The 21,526-nt window shown below is 45.4% G+C and carries 29 protein-coding genes; 4 read left to right on the top strand and 25 right to left on the bottom strand.

Annotated features, from left to right (window positions below; all coding sequences use genetic code 11):
* Nucleotides 1–15 precede the first annotated feature (15 nt).
* The 21 genes from rplO to rpsJ all read right to left on the bottom strand — a co-directional run bounded on the left by rplO (nucleotide 16) and on the right by rpsJ (nucleotide 10,605).
* A complete protein-coding gene (gene rplO, locus ACTJJS_RS22505; protein WP_078666993.1) occupies nucleotides 16–462 on the bottom strand; it encodes a 50S ribosomal protein L15 in 447 nt (148 codons plus the stop codon).
* 130 nt (nucleotides 463–592) lie between these two features.
* The gene (rpmD, locus tag ACTJJS_RS22510) at nucleotides 593–778 is read right to left on the bottom strand and encodes a 50S ribosomal protein L30 (protein ID WP_078666992.1); all 186 of its coding nucleotides are present in this window, start codon (nucleotides 776–778) and stop codon (nucleotides 593–595) included.
* A gap of 102 nt (nucleotides 779–880) precedes the next feature.
* The gene (rpsE, locus tag ACTJJS_RS22515) at nucleotides 881–1,399 is read right to left on the bottom strand and encodes a 30S ribosomal protein S5 (RefSeq protein ID WP_168871756.1); all 519 of its coding nucleotides are present in this window, start codon (nucleotides 1,397–1,399) and stop codon (nucleotides 881–883) included.
* Nucleotides 1,400–1,449: 50 nt separating this feature from the next.
* Nucleotides 1,450–1,803 (bottom strand): 50S ribosomal protein L18, encoded by a 354-nt coding sequence (gene rplR / locus ACTJJS_RS22520; RefSeq protein WP_168871755.1) that lies wholly within the window; start codon nucleotides 1,801–1,803, stop codon nucleotides 1,450–1,452.
* An 84-nt stretch (nucleotides 1,804–1,887) separates the two neighbouring features.
* A complete protein-coding gene (gene rplF, locus ACTJJS_RS22525; protein WP_168871754.1) occupies nucleotides 1,888–2,442 on the bottom strand; it encodes a 50S ribosomal protein L6 in 555 nt (184 codons plus the stop codon).
* A 128-nt stretch (nucleotides 2,443–2,570) separates the two neighbouring features.
* Nucleotides 2,571–2,969, bottom strand: a complete 399-nt coding sequence (rpsH, locus tag ACTJJS_RS22530) for a 30S ribosomal protein S8 (RefSeq protein ID WP_168871753.1) — start codon at nucleotides 2,967–2,969, stop codon at nucleotides 2,571–2,573.
* 106 nt (nucleotides 2,970–3,075) lie between these two features.
* Nucleotides 3,076–3,345 (bottom strand): 30S ribosomal protein S14, encoded by a 270-nt coding sequence (gene rpsN / locus ACTJJS_RS22535; protein WP_168806964.1) that lies wholly within the window; start codon nucleotides 3,343–3,345, stop codon nucleotides 3,076–3,078.
* Nucleotides 3,346–3,365: 20 nt separating this feature from the next.
* Nucleotides 3,366–3,941, bottom strand: coding sequence for a 50S ribosomal protein L5 (gene rplE / locus ACTJJS_RS22540; protein WP_168871752.1), 576 nt, complete (start codon nucleotides 3,939–3,941; stop codon nucleotides 3,366–3,368).
* A complete protein-coding gene (gene rplX / locus ACTJJS_RS22545; RefSeq protein ID WP_078666985.1) occupies nucleotides 3,941–4,279 on the bottom strand; it encodes a 50S ribosomal protein L24 in 339 nt (112 codons plus the stop codon). The genes rplE and rplX overlap by 1 nt, the downstream gene beginning before the upstream one ends.
* A 167-nt stretch (nucleotides 4,280–4,446) precedes the next feature.
* A complete protein-coding gene (rplN, locus tag ACTJJS_RS22550) occupies nucleotides 4,447–4,815 on the bottom strand; it encodes a 50S ribosomal protein L14 (protein ID WP_078666984.1) in 369 nt (122 codons plus the stop codon).
* A gap of 66 nt (nucleotides 4,816–4,881) precedes the next feature.
* Nucleotides 4,882–5,142, bottom strand: coding sequence for a 30S ribosomal protein S17 (rpsQ, locus tag ACTJJS_RS22555; RefSeq protein ID WP_078666983.1), 261 nt, complete (start codon nucleotides 5,140–5,142; stop codon nucleotides 4,882–4,884).
* 50 nt (nucleotides 5,143–5,192) lie between these two features.
* The gene (gene rpmC, locus ACTJJS_RS22560) at nucleotides 5,193–5,393 is read right to left on the bottom strand and encodes a 50S ribosomal protein L29 (protein ID WP_078666982.1); all 201 of its coding nucleotides are present in this window, start codon (nucleotides 5,391–5,393) and stop codon (nucleotides 5,193–5,195) included.
* Nucleotides 5,394–5,459: 66 nt separating this feature from the next.
* A complete protein-coding gene (gene rplP, locus ACTJJS_RS22565; RefSeq protein ID WP_078666981.1) occupies nucleotides 5,460–5,879 on the bottom strand; it encodes a 50S ribosomal protein L16 in 420 nt (139 codons plus the stop codon).
* A gap of 55 nt (nucleotides 5,880–5,934) precedes the next feature.
* Entirely contained in the window at nucleotides 5,935–6,723 is a 789-nt protein-coding gene (rpsC, locus tag ACTJJS_RS22570) for a 30S ribosomal protein S3 (protein WP_168871751.1), read from the bottom strand.
* Nucleotides 6,724–6,784: 61 nt separating this feature from the next.
* Nucleotides 6,785–7,135, bottom strand: a complete 351-nt coding sequence (gene rplV, locus ACTJJS_RS22575; protein ID WP_078666979.1) for a 50S ribosomal protein L22 — start codon at nucleotides 7,133–7,135, stop codon at nucleotides 6,785–6,787.
* 91 nt (nucleotides 7,136–7,226) lie between these two features.
* Nucleotides 7,227–7,493 (bottom strand): 30S ribosomal protein S19, encoded by a 267-nt coding sequence (gene rpsS, locus ACTJJS_RS22580; protein WP_078666978.1) that lies wholly within the window; start codon nucleotides 7,491–7,493, stop codon nucleotides 7,227–7,229.
* Nucleotides 7,494–7,556: 63 nt separating this feature from the next.
* Nucleotides 7,557–8,390, bottom strand: a complete 834-nt coding sequence (rplB, locus tag ACTJJS_RS22585; protein ID WP_168871750.1) for a 50S ribosomal protein L2 — start codon at nucleotides 8,388–8,390, stop codon at nucleotides 7,557–7,559.
* A gap of 88 nt (nucleotides 8,391–8,478) precedes the next feature.
* Entirely contained in the window at nucleotides 8,479–8,778 is a 300-nt protein-coding gene (gene rplW / locus ACTJJS_RS22590) for a 50S ribosomal protein L23 (protein WP_168871749.1), read from the bottom strand.
* 69 nt (nucleotides 8,779–8,847) lie between these two features.
* On the bottom strand, nucleotides 8,848–9,486 hold the full coding sequence (gene rplD, locus ACTJJS_RS22595) for a 50S ribosomal protein L4 (RefSeq protein ID WP_168871748.1): 639 nt from the start codon (nucleotides 9,484–9,486) through the stop codon (nucleotides 8,848–8,850).
* A gap of 1 nt (nucleotide 9,487) precedes the next feature.
* On the bottom strand, nucleotides 9,488–10,105 hold the full coding sequence (rplC, locus tag ACTJJS_RS22600) for a 50S ribosomal protein L3 (RefSeq protein WP_168871747.1): 618 nt from the start codon (nucleotides 10,103–10,105) through the stop codon (nucleotides 9,488–9,490).
* A gap of 194 nt (nucleotides 10,106–10,299) precedes the next feature.
* On the bottom strand, nucleotides 10,300–10,605 hold the full coding sequence (rpsJ, locus tag ACTJJS_RS22605) for a 30S ribosomal protein S10 (protein ID WP_012789286.1): 306 nt from the start codon (nucleotides 10,603–10,605) through the stop codon (nucleotides 10,300–10,302).
* A 2,969-nt stretch (nucleotides 10,606–13,574) separates the two neighbouring features.
* Here rpsJ and ACTJJS_RS22610 point away from each other — a divergent pair.
* Complete coding sequence (locus ACTJJS_RS22610; protein WP_440665320.1) at nucleotides 13,575–13,868, top strand: hypothetical protein; 294 nt, start codon at nucleotides 13,575–13,577, stop codon at nucleotides 13,866–13,868.
* A 221-nt stretch (nucleotides 13,869–14,089) separates the two neighbouring features.
* On the opposite strand, the gene ACTJJS_RS22615 is transcribed toward ACTJJS_RS22610, so the two are convergent.
* From ACTJJS_RS22615 to fusA, 4 genes are all read right to left on the bottom strand, one after another.
* Nucleotides 14,090–14,707 (bottom strand): outer membrane beta-barrel protein, encoded by a 618-nt coding sequence (locus ACTJJS_RS22615; RefSeq protein ID WP_168871745.1) that lies wholly within the window; start codon nucleotides 14,705–14,707, stop codon nucleotides 14,090–14,092.
* Between the two features lie 566 nt (nucleotides 14,708–15,273).
* Nucleotides 15,274–16,041, bottom strand: a complete 768-nt coding sequence (locus ACTJJS_RS22620) for a polysaccharide deacetylase family protein (RefSeq protein WP_168871744.1) — start codon at nucleotides 16,039–16,041, stop codon at nucleotides 15,274–15,276.
* A 2-nt stretch (nucleotides 16,042–16,043) separates the two neighbouring features.
* Entirely contained in the window at nucleotides 16,044–16,829 is a 786-nt protein-coding gene (locus ACTJJS_RS22625) for a glycosyltransferase (protein WP_440665321.1), read from the bottom strand.
* A 284-nt stretch (nucleotides 16,830–17,113) separates the two neighbouring features.
* The gene (fusA, locus tag ACTJJS_RS22630; RefSeq protein ID WP_211092655.1) at nucleotides 17,114–19,258 is read right to left on the bottom strand and encodes an elongation factor G; all 2,145 of its coding nucleotides are present in this window, start codon (nucleotides 19,256–19,258) and stop codon (nucleotides 17,114–17,116) included.
* Nucleotides 19,259–19,771: 513 nt separating this feature from the next.
* Here fusA and ACTJJS_RS22635 point away from each other — a divergent pair.
* From ACTJJS_RS22635 to ACTJJS_RS22645, 3 genes are all read left to right on the top strand, one after another.
* Nucleotides 19,772–20,050 (top strand): hypothetical protein, encoded by a 279-nt coding sequence (locus ACTJJS_RS22635; protein ID WP_440665322.1) that lies wholly within the window; start codon nucleotides 19,772–19,774, stop codon nucleotides 20,048–20,050.
* A 42-nt stretch (nucleotides 20,051–20,092) separates the two neighbouring features.
* On the top strand, nucleotides 20,093–20,500 hold the full coding sequence (locus ACTJJS_RS22640) for a hypothetical protein (protein ID WP_440665323.1): 408 nt from the start codon (nucleotides 20,093–20,095) through the stop codon (nucleotides 20,498–20,500).
* A 513-nt stretch (nucleotides 20,501–21,013) separates the two neighbouring features.
* Complete coding sequence (locus tag ACTJJS_RS22645; RefSeq protein WP_440665324.1) at nucleotides 21,014–21,520, top strand: T9SS type A sorting domain-containing protein; 507 nt, start codon at nucleotides 21,014–21,016, stop codon at nucleotides 21,518–21,520.
* Nucleotides 21,521–21,526 lie beyond the last annotated feature (6 nt).

Raw genomic sequence — 21,526 nt, forward strand, 5'->3', positions numbered from 1 at the left:
CTCAGTCGTAAAGTCTTATACCAGTTCTACTGATCCACCTGTTGATTCGATGGCCTGTTTAGCTTTTTCGCTGATAGCGTTTACTTTAACAGTCACCTTGGATTTCAGTTCACCGTTAGCCAGGATTTTAACTTTAGCTGTCCGGTTCACCAGGCCGTTCATATACAGGTTTTCGAGGTTGAATTCCTGCAGGCCATATTTTTCAACTAAGTGGTCAATCTGACCCAGGTTGAAGATGGTGTATTCCTCGCGGTTATTGTTTTTGAAACCACGTTTAGGCATACGGCGCTGGATTGGCATCTGGCCACCTTCAAAGCCTCTTTTGCTGGCGTAACCGGCGCGTTGCTGGATACCTTTGTTACCTTTTGTAGAAGTACCACCTTTACCGGAAGCCTCACCACGTCCGAGACGTTTTTCTTTATGTACGGCGCCTTTAGCAGGCTTTAATGAATGCAGATTCATAATTTAATTGTTTTTACTTACGCGGAAATTAACCGCTCGCATGTAATTGTAAAAAGTATGACTTTGTAAAGTTACAAATGTAAAAGTAAGATTATCAGCAGACAATCCCACAGCAGTGTTACTTAATTAATTAAGCGTTAACTGTCTCTACTTTTACCAGGTGATCAACTTTACGGACCATTCCCAGCACCTGAGGAGTAGCTTCTACTTCAACAGTAGCGTTCATTTTAGTCAGGCCCAGTGCCTTCAAGGTCAGTTTCTGCCTTTCAGGACGGTCAATACCACTTTTCACTTGAGTGATCTTAATCTTTGCCATAAATCCCTATCCGCTGAAGGCGGAGTAATTTAATTGTTAATAATGAGTATCAATATATCCCGGAGATATATGTTTACACCGGATGATCGCCCCGGAAGGGAATTAACCGTTGAAAACCTTCTTCAGGGAAACAGTTCTGGTTCTTGCTACGCTGATTGGTTCACGTAACAGGCCCAGTGCTTTGAAAGTAGCTTTCACCACGTTGTGCGGGTTGGCAGAACCCAGGGATTTAGCCAGTACGTCTGTAACGCCTGCGCTTTCCAGTACTGCACGCATAGAACCACCCGCGATCACACCGGTACCGTGAGCAGCCGGTTTGATCAATACTTTGGCAGCACCTTCTTTCGCGAACTGGTCGTGAGGAATAGTACCGTGCATAACCGGAACCTTGATCAGGTTCTTTTTAGCATCATCGATACCTTTGGTGATAGCCTGCTGTACTTCTTTAGCTTTACCAAGGCCATGACCTACCACGCCGTTTTCATTACCTACTACTACCAGTGCGGAGAAACTGAAAGTACGACCGCCTTTGGTGGTTTTGGTAACACGGTTGATCGCCACTACTTTTTCTTTCAGCTCCAGATCACCGGCCTTTACTTTATTGAATGAATTCTTTGCCATTTTATTTTATAAGAATTACTTGTTCAGAATGATAAAATTAGGACCCAGCATTAGAACTGGAGACCACCTTCTCTTGCTCCGTCAGCTACACTTTTAATGCGGCCATGGTATAAGTACCCACTTCTGTCGAAAACGCAGGTAGTGAGGCCTAAAGCGGTGGCTTTCTGAGCCAGGGCCATACCTACCAGTCTGGATTTCTCGGATTTGGTACCGGATTGCGCTTTGATATCTTTATCACGGGAAGAAGCGGATGCCAGGGTAGTACCGTTGGTATCATCGATCAGCTGTACGTAGATATCGCTGTTGCTGCGAAATACAGATAATCTTGGTGTTTTGGCAGTACCGGAGATCTTTTTACGGATGCGGTAGCGGATCTTTTCCCTTCTGCTAACTTTTGTGCTCATTGTGAGTTTTATTTTATTATCCCGATGCTGCCGGGATATGTTAAAACCAGCTAACCAGCCGGAGGCTGATTAGCTAGTTAAAAATTATTTACCTGCTGACTTACCAGCTTTCTTACGAACCACTTCATCGCTGTAGCGAACACCTTTACCTTTGTATGGTTCAGGTTTGCGGAGGCTGCGGATTTTAGCAGCTACCTGGCCCAGCAGTTGGTTATCGGAACCTTCCAGCATAATTTTAGGGTTCTGACCTTTTTCAGTCAGGGTAGCCACTTTCAATTCTTTTGGAATTTCGATCACGATGTTGTGGGAGTAACCCAGAGACAGGTCCAGCAGCTGACCGTTGTTAGCAGCTTTGTAACCCACACCAACCAGTTCGAGTTGTTTTTTGAATCCTTCAGTAACACCAGTCACCATGTTAGCGATGAGTGCGCGGGTCAGACCGTGCAGTGCTTTGTGGCGGATCTGATCTGTAGGACGAATTACAGTCAATACTCCGTCTTTCACTTCTACTTTCAGGTCTCTGTCGATGGATCTTTTCAGTTCACCTTTAGGACCTTTTACAGTAACTTCATTAGCCGGGGAAACAGTGATGGTAACACCGCTGGCCAATTTGATAGGAGCTTTACCTATACGTGACATAACTTGAGTTTAAGTATATTTTTGATAGTTGTTTCTGCAGTTATCCGTGTTCAGCGCCGTATAGAAAGCTTAATTGTCAGATAACCGTTTGGGCTTACCGGGACCAGAAGTCCCTGTAAGCCAATATATTAATAAACGTAGCAAACTACTTCGCCGCCTACGTTCTGAGCTTTAGCTTCTTTATCGGTCATTACGCCTTTGGAAGTGGAGATGATAGCCACGCCGAGCCCGTTTTTAACACGCTTGAACTCTTCTGGTTTAGCGTACTGACGCAGACCTGGACGGCTGATGCGTTGCAGTTCTTTAATAGCGGGTTCTTTGGTTTGAGGATCGTATTTCAGGGCTATTTTGATGATGCCTTGTTTGTTGTCCTCTTCGAATTTGTACTTCAGGATATAACCTTTATCGTACAGAATTTCTGTAATGCGTTTTTTCAGCTTGGAAGCCGGAATTTCCACGATCCTGTGGGTGGCCATTTGCGCGTTCCGGATTCTAGTCAGGAAGTCTGCTATTGGATCAGTAACCATTGTTTAAATAGTTTGAATAATGTTTACAATGCGATATCCAATCGAAAGAGATGGGAATCAAATAACTTTGTTAATATTTAAATATTTTACTATTTAAATATTGAATTTACCAGCTGGCTTTAGTTACGCCAGGGATTTTGCCTGCGAGAGCCAGGTCGCGGAACATGTTCCTGCAGAGGCCGAAGTGACGCATGTATCCTTTAGGACGACCGGTCAGCTGGCATCTGTTTTTCAGACGAACAGGAGAAGCGTTTTTAGGAAGTTGGTCCAGTGCAGCGTAGTCACCGGCAGCTTTCAGGGCAGCGCGCTTTTCAGCGAATCTTGCTACCATGGCTTCTCTTTTCCTTTGTCTGGCTTTTACGGATTCTTTTGCCATAATTATATTATCGTTTCGATTTACTGATTATCTTTTTTCATATTCCTGAACGGCATACCCATTTCTTTCAGCAGCTCATAAGCTTCTTCGTTGGTTTTAGCCGTAGTAACGAAAGTAATATCCATACCGGACATTTTGGTTACTTTATCGATATCGATCTCAGGGAAGATGATTTGTTCGGTGATACCCATGGTGTAGTTACCGCGACCGTCGAAAGCTTTTTCGTTGATGCCTTTGAAGTCACGTACACGAGGCAGGGAAACAGAAACCAGGCGGTCCAGGAAGTCAAACATGTTGGTGCTGCGCAGCGTTACGCGGGCGCCGATAGGCATGTTTTTTCTCAGTTTAAAGTTTGAGATATCTTTTTTGGACAGTGTGGCAACAGCTTTCTGGCCGGAGATACGGGTCATTTCATCTACAGCGATGTCAACCAGTTTTTTATCACCAACGGCGCCATTGATACCCTGGTTCAGGCAAATTTTCACCAGACGGGGAACCTGCATTACACTTTTGTAGTTGAATTTCTTCATCAGTGCAGGAGCTACCTCGTCGAAGTATTTTTTCTGCAGTCTTGGAGTATATTTAGAGTTTGCCATTATTTAATTACCTCCCCTGATTTTTTAGCGATACGAATTAATTTACCGTTTTCCCGCTGTCTGTTCACACGGGTAGGTTTACCTGCTTTGGCATCCCACAGCATCACGTTGGAGATAGCAATCGGAGCTTCCTGCTTAACGATACCACCTTTGGTGTTCTGAGCAGTAGGCTTGGTATGCTTGGTAATAATGTTAACGCCTTCTACAAGAACGCGGCCTTGTTCAGGGTGAACTTCCAGCACTTTGCGTGCTTTGGTCCTGTCCTTGTCGTCGCCGGCAATCACCGCAACCAGGTCGCCCTTCTTAATGTTGAATTTAGGCTTAAATCTAGTTTTCATCACTTTGATTTATTTATAAACGCCAAGCGAAACAATTGTTTCGCTTGATTAATGTTTTGTCTCGTTTTGCAAACGGGCTGCAAAGATAAGAAATATTTTGACATTTATCCATTTTGCTATTTCAGGGGATAAAACCCAAAATATCAAAATGGATAAATTAGCAAATCTTATAATACCTCAGGAGCGAGGGAGATAATTTTCATATATCCCTTGTCTCTCAGTTCACGGGCAACCGGACCGAAAATACGGGTACCGCGTGGTTCGTCTGAGTTATTCAGCAGTACAACCGCGTTGTCGTCGAAACGGATATAGGAACCGTCTTTACGGCGTAATTTGTTTTTGGTTCTTACGATTACCGCTTTGGTAACCATACCTTTTTTAGCACCACCGCCAGGAATCGCGTCCTTTACAGTTACCACAATTTTATCGCCTACTTTAGCGTAGTCCTGACCGGAGTTGCCCAGCACGCGGATGCAAAGTACTTCTTTGGCACCGCTGTTGTCAGCTACACTCAGTCTTGATTCTTGTTGTATCATCGTAATGAGTTTTTAATCAGCGGCTGAAGCCGGGTAAGCCGGCAGCAGCATGAAACACTTGATAAATTATTTTACTTTTTCGATAATTTCTACCAGTCTCCAGCATTTGTTTTTGCTCAGAGGGCGGGTTTCCGCGATTTTCACGGTATCGCCGATGCTGCACTCGTTTTTATCGTCGTGCGCCATGAACTTGGTAGTTTTTTTAACGAATTTACCATAGATAGGGTGCTTCACTTTACGTTCTACCTTCACAGTAATGGTTTTATCCATTTTGTTGCTGGCCACCACACCAATCCTGGTTTTTCTTAATTGTCTTTCGGTCGTCATTGTTGAAAGTATTTAATCCTCCGGGGAGGTAAATTTTGTTATACGAATGCTTAGAAGCCCAGTTGTTTTTTGCGCAGTTCGGTTTGCATACGAGCGATATCGCGTCTCACAGAGCGGATGCTCATGGGATTTTCGATGGGCGTAATTGCATGACCGAATTTCATTTTCTTCAGGCGCAGCTCTTCAGCAGAGATTTTCTCCTGGAGATCCTGAATGCTCAGGCCGTTCAGATCCAGCTTTTCTTTTGCCATTTGTATTTTATTTGGTCCGTTTACAGCGTGAGCGGCAAACGGGATATATTAGTGATTGATAAGTAATTAAGCAACGTAGTCGCGGCTGGTTACAAATTTTACTTTGATGGGCAGTTTCTGTGCTGCGAGTTCCATCGCTTCTTTCGCTACCTGTAAGGGAACGCCGTCTGCTTCAAATAAAATTCTTCCAGGTTTTACTACAGCTGCCCAATGGTCTGGAGCACCTTTACCTTTACCCATCCTTACTTCCAGTGGTTTGGCAGTGATAGGTTTGTCAGGGAATATGCGGATCCATACGTTACCTTCACGTTTCATGTGTCTGGTGAGGGCTACACGGGCAGCTTCGATCTGCCTGTCAGTGATCCACTTAGGTTCTAATGCTTTAAGACCGAATGTACCAAAGGAGAGGGTAGCGCCTCTTTTAGCGTTCCCTTTGATGCGGCCTTTGTGCATCTTCCTATGTTTCACTCTTTTTGGCTGTAACATCGTCTGTATTGTTAATGTTAATAGTAATTGTTAATGTTTGCTATGCCTGCAGGGATTATCTGCGGCCACCGCCACGGTTTTCACCGCCTCTTCTGTCACCACCGCGATGTTCTCTTCTTTCGCCGTGTTCTCTTCTTTCTCCACCGTGTTCACGTCCACCACCGCGGTTATCGCCTTCTTTGCCGGTCAGCACGTTCGGGTTCAGATCGCGTTTACCCAGTACTTCACCTTTACAGATCCATACTTTGATACCGATTTTACCGTATACAGTCAGTGCGAACAGGGAAGCGTAGTCGATGTCCATGCGGTAAGTATGCAGGGGAACACGACCTTGTTTCACTTCTTCAGCACGGGCGATTTCAGCACCACCCAGACGGCCGCTTACTTTAATTTTGATACCTTCTGCTCCCATTCTCAGTGCAGTAGCGATCGCCATTTTGATAGCACGTTTGTAGTTGATACGGCTTTCAATTTGTTTGGCGATGGTTTCGGCAACGATGTTAGCATCCATTTCAGGACGACGGATTTCGAGAATATTGATCTGTACGTCTTCTTTACCAGTCAGTTTTTTCAGTTCTTCCTTGATACGATCAACTTCGTTACCACCTTTACCTATGATGATACCTGGTTTGGAAGTATGCACAGTGACGATCAACTTACCTAAAGTTCTTTCAATCACAACTCTGGAGATGCCACCTTTATTGATACGGGCATTCAGATAAGTTCTGATCTTGTTATCTTCGATCAGTTTGGTAGCAAAATCTTTTTTGCTGCCATACCAATTAGAGTCCCATCCTCTGATGATACCTAACCTGTTACCAATAGGATTTGTTTTCTGACCCATGTTTCGGTTATTTGTCTATTAGTTTAATAGTTTTAATTTATATCTCTTTGGTATGAAACGCTTACTGTGCATTTTTACCATCCACTACAATCGTAACGTGGTTACTTCTCTTGCGGATACGGTAACCTCTACCTTGTGGAGCAGGGCGCATCCTTTTCAGGGTGCGGCCACCGTCAACGAAGATGGTTTTAACGATCAGGTTGGCATCTTCTACCCGAGCACCTTCATTCTTCACTTTCCAGTTTGCGATAGCGGATACCAGCAGTTTTTCCAACGGAACGCTGGGGTGCTTTGGATGGAACTTCAAAATATTCAAAGCCTTTTCCACATCCAGACCACGGATTAAGTCTGCCAGCAAACGCATTTTGCGGGTAGATGTGGGATTATTATTCAGCTTAGCTACTGCTTCCATTGTTATTAATTTCTTTTATTATTTAATGTCTGACGTCTGGAGTTTGAGATTGGGCTTGAGCCTTCTCAAACCTCAAACCTCAGACTATAATTTACATTTTCTTGTTAGCGTGTCCTCTGAAGTTACGTGTAGGTGCAAATTCGCCCAGTTTATGGCCTACCATAAATTCCGTTACATAAACCGGAATGAATTTATTGCCATTGTGAACAGCGAAAGTGTGACCAACGAAATCAGGCGTAATAGTAGAACGGCGGCTCCAGGTTTTGATAACTGTGCGCTTGGTGCCAGCGTTCATTTTTTCAACTTTAGTTTCTAATTTCTGGTCTACGTAAGGACCTTTTCTTATGGAACGAGCCATGTCTTCTTATTTATGATTTTTCAAATTTGGGTCCCGGGTTAGCAGGACCCGAATTCCGAAATATTATAATTTTTTACCGTTTTTCCTGCTGATGATCAGTTTATCAGAGCTCTTATGCGGTTTTCTGGTTTTCAGACCTTTCGCATATTTGCCTGTTCTGGATCTAGGATGGCCGCCGGAAGATTTACCTTCACCACCACCCATCGGGTGATCTACAGGGTTCATGGCCACACCACGGTTACGGGGACGGATACCTCTCCAACGGTTAGCACCTGCTTTACCGATAGACTGCAGGGCGTGGTCGGAGTTGGAAACGGTACCTACAGTTGCCATACAGGTGTTCAGCACTTTGCGCAGTTCACCGGAAGGCATTTTCAGTACAGCGTATCTTTCTTCCTTGTTCGACAGCTGAGCGTAGGCGCCGGCGCTTCTTGCGATAGCACCGCCTTTACCAGGCTGCAGTTCGATATTGTGTACCACAGTACCCAGCGGCATGTTTTTCAGCGGCAGGGCGTTACCTACTTCAGGAGCAACATTTTCACCGCTGATAACGGTGCTGCCAACCTGGAGGCCTTGTGGAGCGATGATATAACGTTTTTCACCGTCTGCATAGCTGATCAGAGCGATGAATGCGCTACGGTTAGGATCGTATTCGATAGTTTTAACAGTAGCAGGGATATCGGTTTTTTCACGTTTAAAGTCTACCACACGGTAAGCTTTTTTGTGACCGCCACCGATGTAGCGCATAGACATCCTACCCTGAGCGTTTCTACCGCCGCTTCTTTTAGCGGGCTCGAGCAGGCTTTTTTCGGGGGTATCCGTAGTCAGCTCAGCGTAAGCGTTGCCTATTTTCCAGCGGGTACCGGCCGTCATTGGTTTGAACTTCTTCAGTGCCATTACTTCCTAAAAAGTTAAATGTTATTGATAAATATAAATCGTGATCTGTATATACATCCACATCCCGGCTGTTCAGGCCGGAACGGCACTACATGTTAGCATACAGATCTATAGTTTCACCAGATGCGAGGGTGATGATCGCCTTTTTGTAAGACGGTTTTTTACCTGCAATGAAACCGGCTTTAGTAAAGCGGAATTTAGCTTTACCCGGCATTACGGCAGTATTCACATCCTGTACGGTTACACCGTAGAATTCTTCCACTGCTTTTTTGATCTCCAGTTTGTTGGCTTTTTTGTCAACAATGAAGTAGTAGCGGTTGAATTTTTCGGTGGCTTTGTTCACCTTTTCGGTTACTACCGGTTTGATTAAAACGTCTGAAAGTTTCATCTTCTTTATAGCTTATAGCTTTTAAGCTGTGAGCTTTGTAGCTTTGTTATTGAATTGGTTTACAACACCTTATGCTTCTGCAGGCTCTTCAGTGAAGATTTTTGCAGCGCTTTCTGTGAACACGAGGTAGTTGCTGTTCATGATATCATAGGTATTGATATCGCTCAGCATTGCTCCGTCTACAGTAGGGATGTTTCTTAAAGACAGATAAACGCTATCGTTGTATTCCGGAGTGATGAACATAGTCTTCTTACCGTCTACATTGATGTTCAGGTTCTTTAAGATACCAACGAATTGTTTGGTTTTAGGAGCCTGCAGCGCCAGATCTTCAACGATGATGATGCTGTTTTCCTTAGCTTTTACTGACAGGGCGGAGATCTTGGCGAGATCTTTCACTTTTCTGTTCAGTTTGATGCCCCAACCATGAGGTTTGGGACCGAAGATGGTACCACCACCTTTATACAGCGGGTTACGGATGTTACCTTTACGGGCACCACCAGTACCTTTTTGTTTGTGCAGTTTGCGGGAAGCACCTTTTACTTCAGCTCTGGTTTTTACCTTGTGGGTACCCTGACGCTGAGCGGCGAGGTATTGTTTAACAGCCAGGTAGATTACGTGGTTGTTAGGTTCCACACCAAAGATCTCCTCAGGAAGTTCGATGGATCTTCCGGTTTTCTTACCTTCTATATTTAAAATATCGAGTTGCATGTTACTTCTGGATTAAAACGATTGAACCATTGTGGCCGGGAACGGAACCACTTACCAGGATATAATTCTTTTCAGGGAATATTTTCAGGATCTTCAGACCTTTCACTTTCACTCTTTCGTTACCTGTCTGGCCGGCCATACGCATGCCCTTGAAAACGCGGGAAGGATAGGAGGAACCGCCTACAGAACCAGGAGCCCTGCTTCTGTCGTGCTGGCCGTGGGTGGCTTCACCCACACCGCTAAAACCGTGGCGTTTAACAACACCCTGGAAGCCTTTACCTTTGGAAGTGCCTACTACGTCAACAGATTCACCTTCAGCGAAGATTTCGCAGGTGATAGATTCACCAAGGGCTTTCTGTACGTCCGGATTGCGGAATTCTTTAACAAAACGTTTGGGAGAGGTGCTTGCTTTCGCGAAGTGATTGAGCTCAGCTTTTGTAGTGTGTTTTTCTTTCTTCTCACCGAAAGAAACCTGAATTGCATTGTAACCATCTGATTCCAGGCTTTTTACCTGTGTTACAACGTTGGGACCTGCTTCGATAATGGTGCAAGCAGTTTGCTTACCATTGGACTCGAAGATACTGGTCATACCAATCTTTTTACCAATAATACCTTTCATTTTATATATGATTTTACCCAGCGCCTGGGGGATTTCCAGCTATCCCCAGGATGGGCGGTTAAATACATTTATTGGGCGGCCGCCCAGAAGGCGCGACCTATGTGTTATTTGTTAAAATTGTTATTGGGTGATAATCAACCAATAACCATAAAATCAGTAAAAGGCGGGCCTTTTGCCCAGCCTTGCTGTTGTCCTTATGCTTTAATTTCAACTTCTACCCCAGAAGGTAAATCCAGCTTACTCAGCGCATCTACAGTCCTGGAAGAGGAGGTATAGATGTCCAGTAAACGTTTGTGAGTACACAACTGGAACTGCTCGCGCGCTTTCTTATTTACGTGCGGAGAACGCAGTACCGTAAAAATTTTCTTCTCTGTAGGTAAAGGAATTGGACCTGTTACCACGGCGCCCGTGTTACGCACGGTTTTAACGATCTTCTCAGCAGACTTGTCTACCAGGTTATGATCGTAGGACTTCAGCTTGATTCTTATTCTCTGAGACATATGCAATGAACTTCTTCGTGTTTTTTCCCTTTACAATTTGGGAGGGCAAAGGTAACCCGGTTTTTTTGAATTGGCAAATAAATCTCAGGAAAAAAATAAAAAGATACCCGGCAGAAGTTTGCCATGGTCACGGGAAAGCGGGCGATGGGGTACGGATTTTATGCAATTAAGCCTCCGAAAACATTCATTTTGTGCGTATTAAGTCTTACGCTTAGTTGACATGCTGATTTTGACAAATATAGGAAAACAAAAATCAAAACAAAAAATTTTTCAGCTGCCGCCAGGAGAAAAATGTATTCATTCCCCTCCCCTGCTCCCTGTACGCCCAAACGGGCTCTGACGGCAGGTATACCCGGCCGGTGCCCCTGCTAAAAAGCAGCTCCCCCTCTTCCCTGCCTGGAAGCCGGTCGGTAGCCGGAACGGCCTGTTTAAACGGGCCTCGTACATTTCTGGTCCGTCCTTCAGCCTACAACAGCTACCCAGCCTGTTGGGGGCTTACACGCCTGCCGGTTATCAACTACCGGAGGAACGGCTCCGGGACAAACAACGGCTGGTGGGCATGTTGGAATAAAAAACCTTCGCCTGCCGGCGGAGGCAGCCTCCGGTAAAAATTCATCGTGCAGGAGCACATATGGCCATCTGTTGCGAAAGATGTCTTACTCGCCGGGGCCTGTCAGACAGATGACTGGAAGGGGATTATTCAGACAGTATTTGTAAGCAGGAAAAGCCGCCTGACAGGCTGCCGGTCAAAACAGCCCTATAAAGGAAGGAAACCATACCATTAATAAAGCACTGCACTATACGATCATAATACCGGCAGACAGGCACTACACAAAAGACAACCGCTCCATCTTGTGCCTGTGCATCAAAATGAAGCGGTCCTGAATTAGTTAAAGCAGATACGATGCATCCGGTGCCTCTTACAGAGGTAAACCGCCACCGATACCGCCGAGTAATGATTTTACTAATCCTAAGATCAGTGCGAGCAATTGGTTCAGCAAATCCATAGTTTTAGGTTTTCATTGTTATGCCTACTCTATTGACTGGTTTTCGGCAATCCCAGTGATAATGTTAACATCCGGTGCCGAATTTAAAAGAGGTTCTGCAATTAGCATGAGCCCATTTTGTTCATTTCCTTCACCTTCGATCATTTTGTTCATTTCTTTGCGCTGGCGACATAGCAGATTATTTCCGCTCTTTTTCCTGAAGGCGGAAAGCGCCTCGGAGAAAGCCGGAAGCGACGTTATTGTCTATTCAAAGAGTGTTTATAGTGAGCGCAAGAAAGCTTCTCCAGCCGTTCCGGATACTGGTCACATACTCCTGTATGATATCTGAAAGACGGAGATGTCTACAATAAAAAAACTCCGGGAACAAGTCCCGGAGCTAAATGCGTTGCAAGGGAATTCGAACTAAGGATAGGACCGTTCCCTTACGGAGGCCGTTAATTACAGGCCACCCAGCAGAGATTGCAGCAGAGCAACGATGGTTGCGAGCAGTTGACTCAGAATGTTCATAAAAAATGGATTTTCACCTGTTATGCCTACTCTTTTTTTGGTTTTCGGCGATCCCAATAAGTTACATACGTTTAAAAGGGAAATAGAACCAGAAACAGTACAGTTCTTCCCGTGGACGATCACAGATTACAGGCCGCCCAGCAGATTTTTCAGCAGCGCAACGATAGTAGCGAGCAATTGACTCAGTAAATTCATAAGAATGGAATTACTCCTGTTTAGCCTACTCTTTTTTTGGTTTTCGGCAATCCCAATTGGCTTCATAGCAAGAACCAACATGTTAAAAATAAGGGCAATTCGCACAATAACATACATTCATTTTGTTCATTCCATTAGTCAAAACACATTTGTTGTTCAATCCGCTGAACACGCTATTTACAAGGTCTTCAGGGGACACTAAACATCTTCCGAAATAATATCATATCTGTAAAATTCATCACCAAAAGCAGGAATCCTACTGATATAAGTTCCTCACCGGGCACAAAAAAACCGCGACTGAATCGCGGCTTTTTCGAAATACAAGTAAAAAATGTTTTCCATAATCACAGGATACAAGCGCAATAACAGTCCTGTATCTGTGGGGGATTACAGGGCACCGATAACCGTGTGCAGAAACTTCAGGAAAGCGTTGAGAATTGTGTTTAACATACGGAAACGATTAAGATTCTGAGCTTACTCTTTTTTTGGTTTTCAGCGATCCCAATGACCAGACCCAACCGGCCACACTGCAAAATAGTGCTTCCCTGCAATAATTTCCCGTTCAGTTAATCCATTGATAACACTGCCGTTCATTTTGTTCATTACAACACCACTCTATAAAAAGAGCCATGACGTTGGTCATGGCCCTAAGGGTAACAAACGCGGCATGCTCTCTGACCGGGTGCCGCCCAGTGCGGGTTTCAGCTACGCAAAATAACCTGGCTACAGGGAAAGAGTACATCGAGGACCATCAGAAAAGGTTTTTTATATCAACTACACTTTTACATGGTTTCGGTAGTCTCATTTGATCATGCGTCTGGAGAGGGCTAACAAGCCGGTGAGGTTCAGGAGCAAAATAGTTTACGGGCCACTTAGTGGTGGCAATGATGGCAACCATCATCATGATGACAACCACCGCCATTGTTGTTGTTGCCGCTAAACAGCAACTGGAGCAGAAATGCGAGTAATTGAGTGAGAAACATACAATTTGATTTAAAGGGGTTAAATGCTTACTCTTTTATTGGTTTTCAGCAATCCCAAATGACCTACAGCAATCGGTCATAGTTACAAATGTAACCGCTTCTCTCAAAGACAACGATGACCCTGGTCACCTGTTATTCATTCATTACTTTGGGTATTCATTACTTGCCTGCCAATAAAAAGCCATGACCTCGGTCATGGCTCTACGGGTAACAAACGCAGCATGCTCTCTGGCCGAATGCCGCCCAGTGCGGTTTTTCAGCAACGCAAAATAACCTGGTGACAGGGAAAGAGTACATCGATGACCATAGGAAAAAGGTTTTTAATCTCAGCTACGCTTTTACATGGCTTTCGGTATTCTCATTGTTCATGCGTCTGGGAGGGGCAGACAAGCCGGTGGGAATTCAAGAGCAAGAGTACTTCGTCAGATGCTTAGCCGTTGCAATGACGAGGATGGCAACGATCGTCATCATCATCATCACGGCGGCAACCACCACCTGGTCTAGTGTCGCCGCAAAGCAGCCGACGGAGCCATTCAAGCAATTCACAAAGGAACATAACAAATGGTTTTAGGGTTAAAGCCTACTCTTTTATTGGTTTTCAGCAATCCCAAATGCCGGGTATGAACCGGTCATGATACAAATGTAACCGCTTCTCTTAAATCCAACCATGATGCCCGTCACTCATTTGCTACTATGACATTCATTTCTTAAAATATAGCAGGAATCCTAATAAAAAGGCCCCGGCCGCCATGGATCATGACTACCGGGACCATTTTTTCACTTGCCAGTGGATTATTTTCCGCTTCTTTCTTCTCTGTAAATAGCTTTTGCTTTAGCAGACGGCAAGTAGATCTGGAAACCTACGCCCAGGCTAAGACGGTTAGCCGTAGTGGAATTACCGCCACCTACAGTCAGATCATATTTTACCAAACCTTCCAACCCTACATTAGGAGTAATAAAATAGGAAATGCCAGGTCCGATACCAACGTTAAAGCCGTTTGTAGAAGCGCCGCTGGCGGGATTTTGTCCGGCAAAACCGGCATTGGCTTCTGCAAAGAACCTTACTCTCTTGGAAAACTCCAGTTTCCGGACATTTTTATCCTCCACAAAATAACGGGCGAAGGCTCCTACCCCATAGTTTGTATTCGAAGCCCTGGTATCAGTAACTTTATTCTTGGTGGTATTGGCGCCAAATTCAACATAACCGCCAATTGCCAAACCATCTTTAATAAACCAACCGATTTTGGGAGACAGATTAAAACTGAAGGCAGTGCTTTCCTTCTGAAAAGTGACGCTCATATTTGTGAGATTGGCACCCACCATAATGTTTCCTTTCTGGATCTGTGCTTTTACGGTTGATCCCATCAGTACGCTCACTGCAACAAGGGTTAGGAGACGAATTTTTTTCATAGTGTGCATTTTAGTTTTAACATTTAACATGCTGAATGAATAAATATGCCGATCGCGCAAAACAGCAAATCAGTGTTTGAGGTTTGCAGCTATAGCAGGTTGCTATTGAATAATGAACTGAAAAAAATTAGCGGCAGGGGGATAATGGGTAGCTTTTACAATGCTTCAAACAATCACAAACAATCAACAAACACATGCTCGAATAGTATCTGAACTTGAAAACAAAAGTACTGAAAATGAAGCATATAAGTTATCCTTTTGTTAAAAAAAATATAATTTTTTTTCTTGTTGTACTGTTTGCTAATCCTTCTTTTCCGGTTTCGCTTACGGCTAATAACAATTATAATCGAATGTTGTTGTATAAAAATCTTTTCCCACCTGTGCTTTTTTTTCCATGTTTTCCGGGCGATTTTTCCGGAGAGAATAGTTTGGAAACCTGACAGGACGGAATACAAACAGCACTCCTTCTCCGTGCATTTGGGCACAGCATGTTAACAGAAGACGGCATGAACAGTTATGCGGGCCGGGCGGTGGCGCCGGGCAAACAGGTATCTTAAAACAACAGATCACAGCATGTCGATATGTGCACAGAAACGGCCTTGTTGCTGCAAAAAACGCAGGAAGCCTTCCATTTTCTGTTCCATTCTGGAACCGGAAACGCGGCTGATATACGAAGGCAGGGCATAACCCCGGATATCTACCAGTTCCCATGGATGGAAATAAAAAGAGAGGTAATTGTCTTTCCGGAGGATTGTTTTACTGAAGTGGCGGGTAACCCATAGCGGAGCATTTTTGACGCTCAGCCAGAAAACGGGATACCGGATGAGGGGGGAAACCGAGGAAGGGATGATCCACATGTTATGATCACCCCGGAACATGGTACGGGGCAGGTGACGGTTGTTGTAGCGGCCAGGCAGCCAGGTAGGGTTCAGGGAAGCATCGTAGAGGTATCCGGCGTCTTTAAGAGCCTGCATGTTCACCTTACGGAGGCGGGGCATACGGAAACCGCGTACCTGTTGGCCGCTGATTTCCTGCAGGGCCAGTCTGGAGCCTTCCAGGTCTGCATCGGAGAAAGAGCTGTGATAGTATGCGTGGGAGGCTATTTCGTGTTTGGCGGCCACCTGTCTGATCAGTTCAGGATAATGCTGCGCCCAGTAGGCAGTGATAAAAAAAGTAGCGCGCACATTGTATTGATCAAAGAGGTCGAGGGTGGTTTGCAGGCCTTTTCTGGAAATTTCCAGTTTTTCCTGCAGGGGTACCTGTCGGCCGAATTCTTCGGGGATATCAAATTCTTCCACGTCAACACTAATCAGTATCCTTTTCTCCTGGTCCATAATTATTTAGCGGCGTTAGCACTGGTAATAATCCGGCAATAGTTCCGTAGTTCTTTCAGCAGCAGTTTAATTTTAAATGCACTGAAGCTGATACCGGGGCGGCAATATACATCTACTGCTCCGATTTTGAGGCGTGGATTTTTACCGGCTTTGTACAGGAACTCGCTATCGTACAGGAAACCGTCGATGGTAGTATTGAGCAGCACTGATCTGCCGTGGGCATTGAACCCTTTCAGGCCGGCCTGGGCGTCGTTTACTTTCAGGCGTAGCACTACCTTATTGAGCAGGCGGCTGATGCGGGTAATAATTCTTCTTTTGCGGGGCAATTCTTTCAGGTAAGCCGCTCCCCTTTCGCCGGCCACTACATCGAGGCCTTGCTGGAGCTGGTCGTAGGCTTTTTTGACCGCGTCCACTCCAAACGGAAAGTCGAGATCGGTATATACCTGGTAGGCATGGCGGGAATTTTTCACGCCTTCGCGTACGGCATGGCCTTTACCACGGTTTTGTTTATTGTTGACGATGATAATGCCGGGGATGGCAGCTTCGAGCCAGGACATATGCTGGCTGGTGAAGTTGCGGAGCGAGCCATCGTTTACGAGAATGAGCTGCACGGGCACATCGCCCATGAGGCGAAGTACGTCATGATAGTGCCTGATGAGCGATTCCACCCAAGGGCCCGACGGGTTCCAGCAGGGCAGAATCACATCCAGGCCAGGAGCCAGTACTATCTGTTCTCCTGTTTCGTATATAACAGTTGCAGGAGGTGCTTGTGTTAATTCTAAGTACATATTGGTCAGTCGGCTATCAGTAAAAAGATACAGGCTCAGTTAGATATGCATTTTCATATAGTATAACGATAAAACGTTGACCACCCCCTATTGCCCCTATAAGAAATCATAAAAAAAGGTCCTGAAGAGCAGGACCCTGGCATTTTGGCAAAAAGTACGTTCAGTTGTAGGTTATGTTTATCGAATTTATCGAAAAACTATCAGGTGGCAATAGCATGTTCATGTAAGCGAAAAAGGTTGTCCCGCTTTCGCAGGACAACCTTTTTCTATGGAAAAATATGTAATTAGGCGTTTACTTTACCCTTTACTTTCGCTACCACTTCTTCAGCCACGTTGTTCGGAGCCGGAGCGTAGTGGGAGAATTCCATGATGGAGCTGGCACGGCCGGAAGACAGTGAACGCAGTTGCGTTACGTAACCGAACATTTCGCTCAATGGAACTTTAGCTTTGATCACCTGTACGCCATTTTTGGAGTCCATACCTTCCAGCATACCACGGCGGCGGTTCAGGTCACCTGTAACGTCACCCATGTACTGGTCAGGAGTTTGCACTTCCACTTTCATGATAGGCTCCAGCAATACTGGTTTAGCTTTGCGGGCAGCTTCACGGAAGGCTTGTTTGGCGCAGAGCTCGAAGGACATTGCGTCGGAGTCCACTGCGTGGAAGGAACCGTCAAACAGTCTTACTTTCAGGTTTACCAGCGGGAAGTTGGCCAGTACACCCTGGTTCATAGATTGTTCGAAACCTTTCTGAACGGCAGGGATGAACTCTTTCGGGATAGCACCACCGAAGATATCGTTGATGAACTGGAAGGATTTTCCGTCGTTTTCTTTCAGCCATTCTGCGTCAGCAGGGGAAATTTCGATCTGGATATCAGCGAATTTACCGCGACCACCGGTTTGTTTCTTAAATACTTCGCGGTGTTCAACTTTAGTAGTCAGGGCTTCTTTGTAAGCCACCTGAGGAGCACCCTGGTTAACTTCCACCTTGAATTCGCGACGCATACGGTCAACGATGATTTCCAGGTGAAGCTCACCCATACCGCTTAATACGGTTTGGCCGGTTTCTTCGTCAGTTTTAGCTTTCAGGGTAGGATCTTCCTCTACCAGTTTAGCGAGTGCCATACCCATTTTATCAACGTCTGCCTGAGTTTTAGGCTCGATGGCGATGCTGATAACCGGTTCCGGGAAGGTCATAGATTCCAGGATGATAGGGTTGTTCTCATCGCAGAGGGTGTCGCCGGTTTTGATATCTTTAAAACCAACAGCAGCACCGATATCACCAGCTTCGATGAAATCGATCGGGTTCTGCTTGTTAGCGTGCATCTGCATGATACGGCTGATACGCTCGTTTTTGCCGGTACGGGTGTTCAGGATGTAGGAACCTGCATCCAGGTGACCGGAGTAAGCCCGGAAGAACGCCAGACGACCAACGAAAGGATCGGTCATGATTTTGAACGCCAGGGCTGCGAATGGTTCTTTAGCGTCTGGTTTACGGTCAATTTCTTCACCGGTATCAGGGTGGGTACCTTTTACTGCTTCGATGTCCATTGGAGAAGGCAGGTAACGGCAAACCGCATCCAGCATTTTCTGAACACCTTTATTTTTGAAGGAGGAACCGCACATCATCGGGATGATAGCGATGTCGATAGTAGCTTTACGGATTGCTTCGTGGATTTCAGCTTCGGAGATAGAGTTAGGATCTTCGAAGAATTTCTCCATCAGGGTATCGTCGTATTCAGCAACGGCTTCTACCAGTTTAGCTCTCCATTCGTTCGCTTCTTCCTTCATGTCTTCCGGAATTTCGATTTCCTGGTAGGTAGCACCTTTACCTTCTTCGTCCCAGATGATACCTTTCATGGTGATCAGGTCAACCACGCCTTTGAAAGTATCTTCCGCGCCGATAGGCAGGGTCAGGGGAACGGGGTTAGCACCCAGCATTTCTTTCACCTGTTTTACCACGTTCAGGAAGTCGGCACCGGAACGGTCCATTTTATTAACGAAACCGATACGGGGTACGCGGTAGCGGTTAGCCTGGCGCCAAACGGTTTCAGACTGAGGTTCAACGCCGGATACAGCGCAGAACAGTGCCACCAGACCGTCCAGTACGCGCAGGGAGCGCTCTACTTCCACGGTAAAGTCCACGTGGCCCGGAGTATCGATGATGTTGAATTTATATTGCTTAGTGTCCGGGAGAGCTTTACCCTGTAAGGTTGGGAAATTCCAAAAACAAGTGGTAGCAGCAGATGTGATGGTAATACCTCTTTCCTGCTCCTGTGCCATCCAGTCCATGGTAGCAGCACCCTCGTGCACCTCACCAATCTTGTGGGATTTACCTGTATAATACAGGATACGCTCTGTGGTAGTGGTTTTACCCGCATCAATGTGCGCCGCAATACCAAAGTTCCTTTGAAATCTTAAGTCTGCCATAATATTAAAATGACTAAATAATGCAATTTGGGGGGCAAAGGTAATTTATTTTTAGCAATAAATAAAACGCACCACATTGTGCAATTGTTATTTCTTTTTTAACAAGCACGGGCATTTTGACGCATTATTTCAAATTATAATAAGTATCTGTTGGCCGGACCAGTTTTTAAGTGTAATCCACCATTTTTTTTAAATCCTACCAGGAACAAAATCTATCCATATTTGTACCATGATTTAATAAATTTGTCCCCGAAAATGTCCTGTTTTATTCCTGTGTCTTTGTTAGCAACTGACCACTGAGCATCAACCATATAAATCAACGGCGGTATACAGAACGGCCTTATTGCGAATTATCATCACCTAAAATCCAGAAAACATAACTGTCATGAAGAGAAATATACTTTCTTCCTGAGCTGTCGGCTGTTGATAACAGCCGGGCCATATCATACATACATTTTCTAATCTCCCCGATTTCATCTGACATCTTACAACTCCAAGTGCATCCCTGCACTAGTGGTACTTGCATTGCTGTGTACTACTGCAAGGGCGCAACTGATCCTGAACAGACAGGTGACGGCCAGCAACAGAGGCAGCGGTGTGGTCAACGCCATCCGGCTGCGGCGGGTCCGTAGCAACGGCCCTGTGACGGAAAACAACGCCGCTACGCGTTTCAGTATCACCAATAACGGTGACGGCACCTCGCTGGAAGATGTTAATACCCCACCTCCAATATTACCCCTATCAGGGGGATTGTGTCTTCTGCCCGTCCCAGTGGTTTTTCCTCTGCAGTGAGGAGTATTAATAACGGTGCCGGGCTGACAACCACTAGCAATAATGGCATCCCTGCCAGCATTAATATTTTACAATAATACGAATAACAATACGGCGCTGAGTGTCAATTCCGTAGGTAATGGCATGGTGGTAAATGTGACGACCGCCGGTAATGGCGCTGATGTACGTTCCAGTATCAGCGCTGGTTTTGGGTGCACATGGCATTACCACACCCTGACTTCCCCAGGGGGCGTGGGCGATAACAACGGCGGTGGCGAAGCAGTAGTTGGCCGCACCACCAGCGATGTTGCCGGTGCCGCGGTAGGCCGCAATGATAGCGGTGGTTATGGTGTGAGAAGTTTTATTGCCACCAGTACCGCAGGCGCCGCTATCGGCGTATTGGGGCAGGCGGACTGGCAGGAAACCGGTGGCCTTTTCTTTGTATTTGTTCAGATTTTTTCCACTCCCTAACACGAAGGTTGGAATATATTAATCTAAATTAAAATAGTCATTAGAGATCCTAACCAATTTTATAGCGAATTCTACCGTTTTTCAGCAAAAACCTGCCACTTGAAAACTAGGCATTTGTTCAGACAGATAATTCGTTGATATTCGTGCTATTATCGAGTGCTCATAGCATAATCCCCCAAGTTCCGCTTCACACATTTATTGTCATGTAGAATAATCTGATTTCCCCCGGAAACTAATTGGCTTATTTATACCTGCTTATCAAAATTTTACCATGTCTATACCTGCCTGGACCTGCATCTGGTCTCAGGTTTATATCCGTGCTTATTTATTCTGTCCATGATTTCATTATCTATCTATTCATCCCAAAGTGAAAAATTTATGGTTACATCTGTACATTCCTCCTAATCCATAGGCGGCTGTTTCCTTTTCATTCATATTTCGGTACCGGAGCTTGATTTCGGGTACCGGAAACGGCCTTCTATTGCGCATACACACCCTTTAACTCCTTAATTTATGACATCGTTTATCTCCAAGTGCATTATTGCGCTGATGGTGCTGGCAGCGCTATGCACCAAAGCGGACGCACAACTGATCCTGAACAGGCAGGTCGTTGGCACTAATGGCGGCAGTGGCAACCTTCAACAGGTATTGATTCAATATACCATAGGGGAACCGGTCGTGCTGCCCATTACAGACGGGCGGTTGTTACTGACACAGGGGTTTCAGCAGCCCTATGAGCTTCCTCCCCTGCCACCCGGAAAGAGCCCTGTGAAAAGCTACATTCTGTTTCCCAATCCTGCTCTCACCACTGTAAAAGTACAGTTTGAACTGCTCGCCGATGCGATGGTGAATATCCTGATGCTCAATACAGCCGGGCAAGAGGTGTACAACAAGCAACACCAGGCCGGGCAGGGCACTTCCACGGTAGTAATACCTGTCAACCGTTTCGCTGCAGGGCTTTACACCGTTGTGCTGAAAGTGGGCGTCAACATTTATTTCGAAAAACTCATCGTGCAGTAATTAAAT

It is taken from the genome of Chitinophaga sp. 22308, assembly GCF_052045305.1.
GTDB lineage: Bacteria > Bacteroidota > Bacteroidia > Chitinophagales > Chitinophagaceae > Chitinophaga > Chitinophaga varians_A.